General features: G+C 73.5%; 12 protein-coding genes. 7 read left to right on the forward strand and 5 right to left on the reverse strand.

Going from position 1 to position 11,327, the window contains the following annotated elements; translation table 11 throughout:
- The first annotated feature begins 125 nt into the window (after positions 1-125).
- Positions 126-1,580, forward strand: coding sequence for an MFS transporter (locus tag Asi03nite_RS32775; protein WP_203684389.1), 1,455 nt, complete (start codon positions 126-128; stop codon positions 1,578-1,580).
- Positions 1,577-2,353 carry a GNAT family N-acetyltransferase gene (locus tag Asi03nite_RS32780; RefSeq protein WP_203684390.1) on the forward strand — a complete coding sequence of 259 codons (777 nt, stop codon included), beginning with the start codon at positions 1,577-1,579 and terminating at the stop codon, positions 2,351-2,353. The genes Asi03nite_RS32775 and Asi03nite_RS32780 overlap by 4 nt, the downstream gene beginning before the upstream one ends.
- A 253-nt stretch (positions 2,354-2,606) precedes the next feature.
- On the opposite strand, the gene Asi03nite_RS32785 is transcribed toward Asi03nite_RS32780, so the two are convergent.
- Together Asi03nite_RS32785 and Asi03nite_RS39015 are read right to left on the reverse strand one after the other, a co-directional pair.
- On the reverse strand, positions 2,607-3,110 hold the full coding sequence (locus Asi03nite_RS32785) for a hypothetical protein (RefSeq protein WP_203684391.1): 504 nt from the start codon (positions 3,108-3,110) through the stop codon (positions 2,607-2,609).
- 32 nt (positions 3,111-3,142) lie between these two features.
- A complete protein-coding gene (locus Asi03nite_RS39015) occupies positions 3,143-3,301 on the reverse strand; it encodes a CGNR zinc finger domain-containing protein (RefSeq protein ID WP_203684392.1) in 159 nt (52 codons plus the stop codon).
- A 9-nt stretch (positions 3,302-3,310) separates the two neighbouring features.
- Here Asi03nite_RS39015 and Asi03nite_RS32795 point away from each other — a divergent pair, with 9 nt between their 5' ends.
- The 4 genes from Asi03nite_RS32795 (at position 3,311) to Asi03nite_RS32810 (ending at position 7,335) form a co-directional block, all read left to right on the forward strand.
- Positions 3,311-3,520, forward strand: a complete 210-nt coding sequence (locus tag Asi03nite_RS32795) for a hypothetical protein (RefSeq protein WP_203684393.1) — start codon at positions 3,311-3,313, stop codon at positions 3,518-3,520.
- Between the two features lie 338 nt (positions 3,521-3,858).
- Positions 3,859-5,172 (forward strand): FUSC family protein, encoded by a 1,314-nt coding sequence (locus Asi03nite_RS32800; protein WP_203684394.1) that lies wholly within the window; start codon positions 3,859-3,861, stop codon positions 5,170-5,172.
- Positions 5,173-5,448: 276 nt separating this feature from the next.
- Positions 5,449-6,114: a TetR/AcrR family transcriptional regulator gene (locus Asi03nite_RS32805; protein ID WP_203684395.1), complete on the forward strand. Its 666-nt coding sequence runs from the start codon at positions 5,449-5,451 to the stop codon at positions 6,112-6,114.
- Between the two features lie 84 nt (positions 6,115-6,198).
- Positions 6,199-7,335, forward strand: coding sequence for an FAD-dependent oxidoreductase (locus Asi03nite_RS32810; protein ID WP_203684396.1), 1,137 nt, complete (start codon positions 6,199-6,201; stop codon positions 7,333-7,335).
- A 51-nt stretch (positions 7,336-7,386) separates the two neighbouring features.
- On the opposite strand, the gene Asi03nite_RS32815 is transcribed toward Asi03nite_RS32810, so the two are convergent.
- The gene (locus Asi03nite_RS32815; protein ID WP_203684397.1) at positions 7,387-9,867 is read right to left on the reverse strand and encodes a sialidase family protein; all 2,481 of its coding nucleotides are present in this window, start codon (positions 9,865-9,867) and stop codon (positions 7,387-7,389) included.
- Between the two features lie 164 nt (positions 9,868-10,031).
- Here Asi03nite_RS32815 and Asi03nite_RS32820 point away from each other — a divergent pair, with 164 nt between their 5' ends.
- On the forward strand, positions 10,032-10,610 hold the full coding sequence (locus tag Asi03nite_RS32820; RefSeq protein ID WP_203684398.1) for a TetR/AcrR family transcriptional regulator: 579 nt from the start codon (positions 10,032-10,034) through the stop codon (positions 10,608-10,610).
- Between the two features lie 144 nt (positions 10,611-10,754).
- Here Asi03nite_RS32820 and Asi03nite_RS32825 read toward each other — a convergent pair whose 3' ends face one another.
- Both Asi03nite_RS32825 and Asi03nite_RS32830 read right to left on the reverse strand, forming a co-directional pair.
- Complete coding sequence (locus Asi03nite_RS32825; protein ID WP_373872197.1) at positions 10,755-10,934, reverse strand: recombinase family protein; 180 nt, start codon at positions 10,932-10,934, stop codon at positions 10,755-10,757.
- A gap of 82 nt (positions 10,935-11,016) precedes the next feature.
- Positions 11,017-11,327, reverse strand: a 311-nt coding sequence (locus tag Asi03nite_RS32830) for a hypothetical protein (protein WP_203684399.1), incomplete at its 5' end; no start/stop codon positions are given.

Below are 11,327 nucleotides of genomic sequence, written 5' to 3' on the forward strand. Positions count from 1 at the left end.
CCCTACCCGTACCACCATCGGTTGTCTTTCATCGGCGTGGCGGTTGTTTGATCAGCCTCGGAGACTCCTGCTTGGATCCCTTCGGTCAACGTCGGGTTGTCCGGTGGAGAATTCGAGGGGGAATCGTGGGACGGCAGTTCCGATGGCTCTGGACGTCGTACGCGGTCAGCACGGTCGGCACGTGGCTCGGCTTCGACGCGTTCCCGCTGATCGCGATCCTGGTCCTGCACGCCGGGCCGGTCGCCGTGTCGCTGCTGTCCGCGGCCGGGCTGGCCGTCGGCGCGCTGATCGCGGTGCCGCTCGGCCCCTGGGTGGAGTTCCGGCGCAAACGACCGGTGATGATCGCGATGGACCTGGTCCGGTTCGCCGCACTGATCAGCATCCCGGCCGCGTACGCGCTCGGCCGGCTCACCTTCGCCCAGCTCGTGGTCGTGTCCGTGGTGACCGCGGCGGCCGACATCACGTTCCGGGCGGCCGGCGGCGCCGTCCTCAAGGCCCTGGTGCCGCGGGCCGACCTGCTCGCCGCCAACGGGCGGTTCGAGGCCACCACCTGGACCGCCACCATTGTGGGCCCGCCGCTCGGCAACGCGGCCATCGGGCTGATCGGCCCGGTCACCACCGTGCTGGCCGACGCGGTCAGCTACCTGCTCTCGGCGGCGGCGATCCGGGCGATCGGCGGCCGGGAGGCGCACCCGGCCCCGGCTGCCGGCCGCCGGCAGGCGCACCCGGCTGCCGACGGCCGGACGGCGAGCCCGACGCGGGCCGGTGACCTGCTCGACGGGTGGCGCCACATCCTGGCGCATCCGGCGCTGCGGCCGCTGTTCTTCAACACCGTCCTGGTCAACGGCCTGATCCTGGCGAGCGCGCCGCTGCTCGCCGTGCTCATGCTCGGCCGGCTCGGCTTCGCGCCCTGGCAGTACGGGCTGGCCTTCGGCGCGCCGTGCCTGGGCGGGCTGATCGGGTCGCGGCTGGCCGGGCGGCTGGTCACCCGGTTCGGGGAACGCCGCGTGCTGCTCATCTCGGGGGCGCTGCGGGTGTGCTGGCCGCTCGGGCTGGCTTTCACCGGCCCCGGCGCCGGCGGCCTGGCTCTGGTGCTCACCGTCCAGTTCGGCCTGGTGACGTGCATGGGCGTGTTCAATCCGGTGTTCGCCACCTACCGGCTGCGGCAGACCGCGTCCGATCGGGTGGCCCGCACGCTGTCCGCCTGGTCGATCACCAGCAACGCGGTGATCGCCGCGATGACCGCGTCGTGGGGGCTGCTGGCCACCGTCACCAGCCCGCGGGTCGCGATCGCGGCCGCCGGTGTTCTCATCCTGGCCACTCCGCTGCTGCTTCCCTGGAGCGCGTCCGCCTCGTCTTCCCCGGACGCCGCCTCTTCCCCGGCCGTCCTTGCTCCGCCGGACGCTGCCGCTGTCGCGGACGCCCCCTCTTCCCCGGCCGTCCTTGCTCCGCCGGACGCTGCCGCTGTCGGGGACGCCCCTTCCCCGCCTGGTGCCGGCTCTTCGCCGGAGGCCCGCTCGCCCCGGGACGGCGAAAACGGGTTGCCCGGCGGGACCGGCGGTGCTGAGGTGTTGCGGTGAATCAGCAACAGGTGCTCGCGCTCTTCGACCGGCAGCTGCGCCGGGAGGCGCCGCCCGGTGGGCCGTCGTCCCGCGTCGACCGGGACGACACGATCGTCCGGCAGGTGGGCGCGGAACACGACTGGAACGCCGTGCTGTGGTCGGATCTCGACGAGTCGACAGCCGATCGGGTCATCGCCGAGCAGGTGCGCTACTTCCGGTCGCTCGGCGTCGAGTTCGAGTGGAAGCTGTACAGCCACGACCGGCCCGCCGACCTGGGCGAGCGGCTGCGGGCGGCCGGGCTGGTCCCGGACGATCCGGAGACCCTGATGGTGGCCCGCATCAGCGACCTCGACCTGGACGCGGAGCCGCCGGCCGGTGTCGATCTGGTCCGGGTGACCGACGCGGCCGGCGTGGACCTGATGATCCGGGCCGGTGAGGAGGCGTTCGGGCAACCGAGCGGTTCGCTGCGTCACCAGTTGGTGGCGCTGCTGCGGGACAGCCCGCAGAGCGTGCGCCTGTTCGTCGCGATGGCCGGGGACCAGCCGGTGTGCGCGGCGCGGATGGAGCTCAACGAGGGCACCGCGTTCGCCGGTCTGTGGGGCGGCGGCACGGTGCGCGCGTGGCGGGGCCGCGGCATCTACCGTGCGCTGGTCGCGCTCCGCGGGCGCGTCGCCGCCGACCTGGGCTACGAGTATCTGCAGGTGGACGCGTCGGACCAGAGTCGCCCGATCCTGCGGCGGCTCGGGTTCGCCGCGCTCGGCACCACCACTCCGTACCGTCTCCCGGTCTAGCGTCGGTCCGGGATTCGAGTGCGGCGACCGGTGGCTCCGGCCCGCGCGGACCGCGGCGATCTTCTGCTGCTCTCGCCGGGCCGCCCTGTTGGCCCGCTTCGCCGGGCCGCCTTGAGCGGGCCACTCGGTCCGGGCGGCCTCGACCCGGGCCACCTCGCCCGGGGCCGCCTCGACCCGGGCCACCTCGACCCGGGCCGCCTCGACCCGGGCCGCCTCGAGCGGCCGCGCTGCCCGATCGCCGCGCCCGGTCGGGTCAGGCTGCGGCATCCCGTTCGCGCGGGCGACCGGCCAGGTGGCGCACCCACTTGAGAGCCGACGCCGCCATGACGGCGTCGAGCTCGGCGCGGGCCCGTGGCGCGGAGACCAGCGGCTCCGGCCCGCGGGGACCGCCGCGCGGCCGCCGCGACTCCAGCACCGCCAGGCAGGACGCGACGACCGCGTCGAACGTCTCCCGCTCCGTCGCGGCCATGGCGAGCAGCACCCGGTCGAGAATGTCCTGCCCACTGGCGTCCCGGGAGACGTCGAGAATCCACGACCGCTGCCGTCGATGACCGGTATCGGTCAGCGTGAAGGTCTTGCTGCCGCCGGTGCGGACGTGGCCCAGGCGCTCCAGCCGTTTCAGGGCCGCCACCACCCGCAGCACGTCGACGGCGCCGCGCTCGCCGAACGTCTGGGCGTGCCGCTGGCGCAGGTCGTAGGCGGTCCCGGGGCGGTCGGCGAGGAACACCAGCAGAGTGTCACCGAGTGTCGTCGTCATGGCCGTCACCAACTTCTACATCGATGTAAAAGTTAGCATCCGGCCGCTTTCCTGGCCCGGCACTGACGGGCCTTGATCCGGTTGCCGCACTCGGCCATGCCGCACCAGGTGCGCGTGCCGCCGCGCGAGCGGTCGATGAACAGGCGGGTGCACTGCCCGGGGCGAATTCGCCGTTCGCGCTGCTCACCCACCGCCTTTCGGTGCTCGGCTACTGGTCGGGCGCGCTGGTGGCCGGCCGTTCGGTGACCCGCGACCGGGCCGCCGAGTTCACCGCCGCCGGCCCGGTCGCCGCCCCGCTGCCGCGGGAGGTCGCCGCGGTCCGCGAGCGCCTGGCGGCCGACGTGCGCGCGGCCGACCCGGCAGCCCCGCTGCACGCCGAGCCACCCGCCGCGTTCCAGGGCGGGAGCTGATCTGGCGATGGGCCGGCGCGCTGCGCTGGGACACCGGCTACCGCTCCCCCGACGGGACGCATCTGGCCTGGCTGAACTGTGCCGGCAGCCGATTCGGCCCGGACCCGGCGTCCCATCTGGAGAGTCACGCACGCGTCCGGCTCGGGGCGCCGAGTTCAGCGAGCACACCGGCTCGTTCGTCCGGATCAACTTCGCCACCAGCCCCGAGGTCCTGACCGAGATCTTGAACCGGATCGGCGGCGACGCGCATCACACTTGTCTCATATCGTCCATATCTGATTAGACGAGCGATAGCGTTTTCCGGGATGCCGTCGCCCCTCATCGGAGAGAAAGCCGTTTTGAATCCGATCACCGTCGTCTCCCTCAGCCTTCTCCTCTGCGCGGCCGGCGCGGCGTTGCTGCGCCGCAAGGTGCGGCCCGCCGTGGAGTCCGCCTGTCAGGGCCTGCTCGTCCGGCTGCGGCCGCACCTGCCGGCCCGGGTGCGGCGGCTGGCCCGCGGATGCCGGCACCGGGCCGATCCCGCGGTGGTCCGGTCCGCGCTGGTCACCGCGGTGGCGGCGGCGATCGCCTGGGCCGCGGCCGGCACGCTGCACCTGCCCGGTCCCGCCACCGCGGCGGTCTCGGCGACGCTGTCGGTGCAGATGAGCTCGCACGCCTCGGTGCGGGAGGGCGCGCAGCGGCTGATCGGCACGCTCGCCGGCATCGGCGTCACGGTCGCGGTGTGGCACACGTTCGGCCTCACCCCGTGGTCGGTGGCGGCCATCACCGGCTGCGGGCTGGCCGCGGGCCGATTGCTGCGGCTCGGCGACAGCTCGGTCACCGTGCCGCTGACCTCGCTCGGCATCCTGGTCGCCGGCGGCACCGTCACGGAGACCTTCGTCTGGCAGCGGATCGCCGCGACCGCGCTCGGCATCGTCGTCGGCGCGATCCTGTCGCCGCTGGTGGGCGGCATGACACCGCTGGAGCGGGCCCGCCGGGAGCTGGCCCGGCTGTCGACCGAGATCTCCGGCCTGCTCGGCCGGCTCGGCGCCGGGGTGCGGCAGGGGTACGACCGGGAGCAGGCCGCCCAGTGGCTGGCCCGGTCCCGCGAGCTCAGCGACGACCTGGAGGACGCCCGCGCCGCGGTCGACGACCTGGTCCGGCAGGCCCGCTGGTCGCTGACCACCCCGGTGACCCGGGTGACCCCGCTGCACGAGACGCTGCGCGCCCTGGAACACGGTGTGCACCAGGTCAACTCGGTGGCCCGCTCGATGTTCGACGCCACCGCGACGCCGCACTCGCCGGTCGTCCCGGAGCAGATCGGCGAGGTCCTCTCGGCCGCGGCGGAGGCGTTCGCGGCGCACGCCACCCTGGTCGCCGACCCGCTGGCGGACACCAGCCGGGAGACCGCGAACCTGGAGTACCTGCTGCAGACGCTGCGCAAAGCCCGCCGGCAGACGCTGCACAAGGTCCGTACCGAGATCGACGACACCGGCGTGCTCGTCCTGACCGGCTCGATCATCACCGACATCGACCGGATGGCCGGCTCGCTGGAGCGCTCCGCGCCGGCCCTGACCGTCGGCGTCCGCGAGCCGGGGCCGAGCATCCCGGCGGTCTCGGAGGTCCTGCCGGCCGTCCGCCTCATCTGGGAGAAGGCGAAGATCAGCCGCTGACGCCGCCGCGACGTCCTGCCGGACCGGCGCACGCGCCAGCGAGACGCAGCGGGCCTGCGGCAGGGGGCCAGCGGGACAGGGCGGGCCGGTGCGGCGCGGCAAGACGCCGGCGCTGGCGGCGTGCGGATCAGCGCGGGCCGGCTGCGAGCTCAGCGGCGCTGCCTACTCGGATGCAAGCGACGCGGCTCCGCGGCGCGCCGGCGGGTCCCAGGGGTTCGAGGGGCCGAACCGGGGATGCCGTCGGCGCTGACGAACATGTTCGCTACGATCGTGTTCATGAGTCCACGACGGGAGCCCGTGAGCCGCCGCGACCGGCCGGCCAAACCACCGCTGAGCCGGGCCGCCCTGGTCGCGGTGGCGTTGCGGATCATGCGCGAGGAGGGCCTGGAGAAGGCGACCATGCGGCGGCTCGCCGCGGAGCTCGACACCGGGCCGGCGTCGCTCTACGTCTACGTCCGCAACACCGCGGAGCTGCACGGCGCGATGCTGGACGAGCTGGTCGCCGGCTTGGAGCCGCCGGAGCCGGCCGCCGGCGACTGGCGGGAGCGGCTGATCGGCCTGCTCACGTCGTACACCTGGATGCTCTTCGCCCGTCCGGGCCTGGCCCGGTCGGTCCTCACCCTGCGCCCCTGCGGCCCGCACTACCTGCGGCTGATCGACACGGTCCTCGGGCTGCTGCTGGCCGGCGGCATGCCGGACCGGCAGGCCGCCTGGGGCGTGGACATCCTGCTGCAGCACGCCACCGCCACCGCCGCCGAACAGGGCAGCCGGGCCGAGGCCGCGGAGGCCGCCGGCGAGGAGGCGGATCTCGCGCTGGCCGTCGCCGAGGCGGGCGCCGGCGCCTATCCGCACCTGGTCCGGGTCCGCGACGAGCTGTTCGCCGGGACCGGCGAGGAGCGGATGCGGTGGTCCTTCGGCACGATCATCGACGGACTTTCCTGAGGGCTGGTACGCCCGCACCGGGCCTACGCACACCCATTGAGAACATGTTCGTGGCGAACATGTTCGCCACCCCCTGGAGGCACCATGAACACCGAGGTCACCATCATCGGAGCCGGGCTCGGCGGGCTGACCCTGGCCCGGGTCCTGCACGTCCACGGGATCGCGGCCACCGTCTACGAGCTGGACGCTTCGCCGGCCGCCCGGCCCCAGGGCGGAATGCTCGACATCCACGACTACAACGGACAGCTCGCCCTGCGCGACGCCGGCCTGTCCGAGCAGTTCCAGGCGATCATCCACCCCGGCGGGCAGGCCGTGCGCGTCCTCGACCGGCACCGCACCGTGCTGCTGGACGAGGCGGACGAGCAGGGCGACGGCGGCCGTCCGGAGGTGGACCGCGGGCGGCTGCGGCAGATCCTGCTGGACTCGCTGCCCGAGGGCACGGTCCGGTGGGGACGGAAGGTGACAGCGGTGCGGGCGCTCGGCGGCGGCCGGCACGAGGTGACGTTCGCCGGCGGCGAGACGGCCACCACCGGGCTGCTGGTCGGGGCGGACGGCGCGTGGTCCCGGATCCGGCCGCTGGTCTCCGGGGCCGCACCGGCGTACACCGGGGTCTCGTTCGTCGAGGCCGACCACCACGACGCCGATGCGCGTCACCCGGTGCCGGCCTCGATCGTCGGCGGCGGGATGCTGTTCGCGCTCGCGCCCGGACAGGGTTTCCTGGCGCACCGGGAGCCGGACGGCAGCCTGCACGTCTACATCGCGGTGCGCAAGCCGCGGCAGTGGCTGGACAGCGTCGACTGGTCGGATCCCGAGCGGGGCAAGGCCGCGCTGGCCGGGGAGTTCGCCGGCTGGGCGCCGCCGATGCGGACGCTGATCACCGAGGCGGACGGACCGCTGGTGCCGCGGGCGATCCACGCGCTGCCGGTGGACCACCGCTGGGAGCGGGTGCCGGGGGTGACGCTGCTCGGGGACGCGGCACACCTGATGTCACCGTTCGCCGGGGAGGGGGCGAACCTGGCCATGTACGACGCAGCCGAGCTGGGCAAGGCGATCGCGGCGCATCCGGGGGACGTCGAGGAGGCGCTGGCGGCGTACGAGCGGGAGCTCTTCCCCCGCAGCGCCGAGGCGGCCGCGGAGGCGGCCCGGAACCTGGCGCTCTGCTTCGGCGACGACGCGCCGCGGAGCCTGGTCGACCAGTTCGCCGCGTACGGTGCGGCATGACCCGCCCGGTCGCGGTCCCGGCGGCGACTCGCCGGGACCGCGACGGTGGCGCTACTCGAAACTGATGTCGTCGTAGACGGCCTGGTCACCGACCTTCTCGGTGCTGCCGCTGGTGAACGTGTAGCCGGTGATCGAGTCCACCCCGCCCGCGTCGGCCTGCGGCAACGTGCCGATCAGCGTCTGCTGGCCGGCGGCGTCGACCGTGTAGAGGGTCGCGCCGGTGGTGCTGGCGACCACCTTGAACGTGGTCCAGGTGTTCAGCGGGACGGGCGCCCCGCCCAGGCCGACCCAGCCGCCCGCGCTGGTCCAGGCCATCCAGCGGTTGCCGCTGTTGATCCCGAAGTGGTAGACCGCCGCGGCCGTGTGGTCCGAGCCGCGTACCCCGTCGATGTCGAACAGCAGGCCGTTGGTGTTGCTCACCGGATAGATGCCGGCCTGCAGGGTGCGGGCCGAGGCGGCGGGCAGGTTCACGCCCGGACCCGGGTACGAGAACCGGGCCAGCGTGCCGCTGCCGTCGCAGTAGGTCGCGTTGTCGCCGTCGATCAGCCGGATCGCGGTGGCGCTGTCGTGGTCCGGGTCGCCGTTGCCCGCCGGCGAGGTCACCCGGGTGCAGGCGACGTCGGCGAGTCCGTGCGGGACGGCCAGCTCGTTCTCGAACGAGTTGACGGTCGAGTACAGCTCCAACTCGTTGATCATGCTGCACGCGGCCGGACCGCCGACCGTGGCGCAGGTCGACGCCTCGGTGGTGATCCGCAGATAGCGGGCGGTCGCGTCGAGCGTGTAGTACCGCATGGCGCGGTCCCCTGGCGTACGGATCAGTCCGGTCTCCGCCTGGGCGACCACCCCGCTGGGGTAGCCCAGCGTGGCCGGGGTCCAGGTGACGCCGTCGGCCGAGGTGGCGATGCGGGCGCCGGCCGCCGCGCCGGGCAGCAGCCCCAGGCCGAGCTTGGTGAGGTGGTACCTCCGGTCCAGCTTCAGCTCGTAGGAGCCGGTGCCCGCGGCGTTGCTGGACAGCGCGCCCGACCAGTACGCGTTGCTGCCGTCGGTGGCGCCCTCCGCGCCGGACCAGTAGCCCGTGCTGGTGGCGTCCGCGGCGGACGGCGCGCTGCCGTACGGCGTCGGCGGGGTGACCGCCCCGGCGGGCGGCACACCGGTCAGGTCAGTGGTCAGCGTGGCGGTGCCGTGCCGCAGCTTGCCCGCGATGTCGATCTTGCCGAGGCCTGGCGGCAGCACGGCCACCTGCCGGTCCACGATCCGGTAGTTGCGGTCCTTCTCGAAGGTCAGCGCCGAGGCGCAGCCGTTGACCCCGCTACCGTTGGGGGCGGCGCAGTTGTCGGCGAACTGCAGCAGCCGGTTGCCGCCGGTCGGCACCAGCGCGGTGTAACCGGAGGAGCCGTACCACCAGTTCGTGCCGGCGTTCACCGGGGCGTTCCAGTAGGTCTGCTGCTCCTGGGTCCAGCTGGTGCCGGACGTGTCGGTGGAGATCGCGAGCCAGTTGTCCGGCCGGCCACTGCCGAGCACCAGCTGGCCGGTGGGCAGCATGGCCAGTTGCGGGGAGACGCCGGAGACGGCGCAGCCCGGCTGGTCGGCGAAGGACACCTGCTTGTAGTCGGTCCAGGTGGCGCCCTCGTTGCTGGAGAGCCGCCAGGACAGCGTCGACACCGTGCCGTCCTGACGGACCACCGCGAGCAGCAGGCCGTCCTGCCGCTCGATCACCGCGGTCTCGTTGAAGTTGATCGTCGCGTTGGCCGACAGCGTGCGCATCGTGAAGTCCCACGTGCCGCCGGCGTCGACCGCGCCGGCCGTGAAGGACGGGTGGGCGACGAACGTGGCGGCGAACGTGAGCACCAGCTCGTTGCCCTTGCTGTCCTTCTGCCCGTTCCAGAAGGTGAAGTAGACCGGCGCCACGATCGCGCCGGTGGTCATCTGGATCGGCCGGCCGGCGGCCCGCACGCCGCGCAGCGCGGAGACCTTGCGGACCGGCAGCGCGGCCGGCAGCTCGGAGTCGGTGAACGAGGTGCGGGCGGTCACCGGCGACCAGGTCTTGCCCTTGTCCTGGGAGATGCGCAGGATCAACGGGAAGCTGATCCGCTCCTCGGCGCCGCTGGACTCCCGGGTCACCCCGCCGTTGATCACGAACTGGGCGCCGAGCAGCCGGCCGTCGAGCAGCTGGCCGATCTGGCTCAGCTGCGGGGCGGGCACGGTGTCCGGCGCCGCGGTGAAGGTGGCACCGGAGTCGGACGACACCCGGGCCCCGGCCGAGGTCGGGGTGGCGCCCTGGCTGATGTCCCGGATCGCCGAGTAGACCATCAGCAGTTGCCGGGAGAAGCTGTCCGTCCCGGTGCCGGCGTCGCGCTTGACGACGTCGGCACCGATGGCCGCCGGCGACCAGGCGATGGCGCCGGCGGCCGGGGTGTGGACGGTGCCGGTGTTGCCGAGCTGGACCGCGGCCTGGTCGGCGCGCGGTGTGCCGCCGCCGGTCGGGATGGTGATCGGTGTGGTGCAGGCGGCCTGCGCAGGACCGGACGTCATCGTCACGGTGAGGGCGGGCGCGAGGAGGGCGGCCGCGCCGGCGGCCGCCCATTTCCGGATATGAGACGGCAAGGTGTTCCCCCGTAGCCATCGATCAGTGTGGTGATCACCGTAACATGCCCTACTGGCCATAGGGGAATGCCTAATGGCCATAGGCTGTCGGCATGGAACGCGCCGCGCTCACCACGGCCGCCGTCGTCGCCGACGCGGCGGCCCTCGCCGATCAGGCCGGCTTCGACGCCGTCACGCTCTCGGCGGTCGCCCGCCGGCTCGGCGTGCGGGCCCCCAGCCTGTATTCGCACGTCCGCGACCGGGAGGCGCTGCTGGACGGGATCACCGCGCTGGCGCTGGGCGAGCTCGCCGAGCGCATCGCCGCGGCCATCGCCGGCCGCGCCGGCCGGCCCGCGCTGGAGGCCTTCGCCACGGCCCACCGGGAGTTCGCCCTACAGGCCCCCGGCCGGTGGCAGTCCCTGCAGCGGCGGGCCGGCGAGATCGCCGTGCGCTCCGGCGGCGCCCGCCAGATGGTCACGCTGACCAGGGCGGTGTTGCGCGGCTACCCGGTGCCGCAGGACCAGCACGTGCACGCCGTCCGGGTGCTCGGCAGCACGATCAACGGCTATCTCGCGCTCGAACGGAGCGGCGGCTTCAACCACAGCGCGCCCTCCCCCGAGCTGTCCTGGCACAAGACCGTGCAGGCCCTCGACGCCCTCCTCAACTCCTGGCCCACCGGGAACCCCTCATGATCACGACCCCGGTCACCGCCCCGCTCGTGCACGGCGTCGCCGAGCTGGAGCAGACCGGCCGCACCGGCTGCCCGGGTGGGTACACGCCCGGTTCCCCGATCCGCAGCTGACCATGACGGAGGGCCAGCTCTCCGGAGCGCGACCTCACCGGCGCGGATCCGAGCGGCCGAGCCGGTCCAGTTTGGTGACCACCAGTTGGTCGCCGCGGCGGTGAGCGACCAGCAGCGCCTTGTCGAGCTCGGGCCGGTGGGCCAACTTGCCGGACGCCTTGTCGAGCTCGGGCATCTGCTCGCGGGTGAAGACCCGTCCGTAGCCGATCCGCATGCCAGGAAAGTATCGCGAACCCCCGAAGACGTTACGAAGGCGCGGACACGGTTTTCGTTACCTGTCCCGGCTGCGCGAACTCCTACGTTCCTTCGGTGTGTCGCGAACGTTCGTTACCGGACAGCTTATCCACGCACCGCAGCACCACCTGCGGCCAGTAGTCGGCCAATACCGACAGCGGTATTCGCCACGACGCGGCCGCCAACACCCCACCCAGAAGCTGACCGGCTCGGTCATGGTCGCCGGCGGCGGCGAGCGCCCCGGCCACCGCGACCAGCGTCGACTCCCGCCCGGACGGGGTGGTGACCGAGCGGACCATGGCCTCGGCTTGCTCGGCGAGGCCATGGCCCCCGTCCCGATCGCCTGCGGCGACAAGCGCCCCGGCCACCGCGG

The organism is Actinoplanes siamensis (assembly GCF_016862395.1).
GTDB lineage: Bacteria > Actinomycetota > Actinomycetes > Mycobacteriales > Micromonosporaceae > Actinoplanes > Actinoplanes siamensis.